General features: G+C 63.4%; 1 protein-coding gene. It reads left to right on the top strand.

Annotation, left to right across the window (positions count from 1 at the left end; translation table 11 throughout):
- Positions 1 to 447: lytic transglycosylase domain-containing protein (locus B7G66_RS15695; RefSeq protein WP_080937676.1), on the top strand; the 447-nt coding region annotated here is incomplete at its 5' end.
- Positions 448 to 752: the final 305 nt, after the last annotated feature.

The raw sequence follows: 752 nt of genomic DNA, 5'->3' as shown, positions 1-752 counted from the left end.
GCCATCTCCGCCAAAGGGGCGATGGGCCTCATGCAGATCATGCCTGCGACATGGCAGGAGTTGCGTCGCGATCTCGCGCTTGGAAGCGATCCTTTCGATCCGCAGGACAACATCCTTGCCGGTGCCAGCTATCTCCGTCTGCTGCACGACCGCTATGGGGATGCGGGGTTTCTGGCGGCCTATAATGCAGGACCGGGCCGGTATGAGGCCCATCTTATGACGGGCCAGCCTCTCCCACAGGAGACACGGGACTACGTCGCCTCTGTCGCGCACCTGCTCGACCGGCGCGAGCTTCCTGCGGGCGGTCTGCACGAAACCAGCGTCTCCGTTGTGCGCGACCAGCCTAAAGAGACGCTGTTTGCCGGCCATTTCCCGCACGCGCTCCAGACATCGGTCGGCACGTCCGAAGCGCTGTTCGTGCCCGTCTCCATGGAGCGGGCACGATGATCGGACAGGCGGGGGAACGGCGGTTGCGCGGAGGATCGGGTCTTTGGGGGCTAATGCAAGATAAAAGCCGCAAGGTGCGGCATGGTTGGGGAGGGCGGTTTTTCTGGGTTTTTCACAAGGTCATTTTCCCGTCCCAAGGTGTCCGATGGCGTGATTGGCTTGTTTTCAATGTGTTAGCGCAAGGTCGCGGTCTTCATGGCCCGCGATGACGATTTCCGGGTCAGGCCTGGTCGCATCCGCTCACCCCGTGCCCGCCAGGGGCGATCCTTCATCGGGCGCGTGCTGGCCGCCACCAACCGGGCGGG

This window comes from Novacetimonas hansenii JCM 7643 (genome assembly GCF_000964405.1).
In the GTDB taxonomy this organism is placed as follows: domain Bacteria; phylum Pseudomonadota; class Alphaproteobacteria; order Acetobacterales; family Acetobacteraceae; genus Novacetimonas; species Novacetimonas hansenii.
Note: the sequence above shows the minus strand (reverse complement) of the source record. Positions and strands in the feature narration are given on the sequence as shown.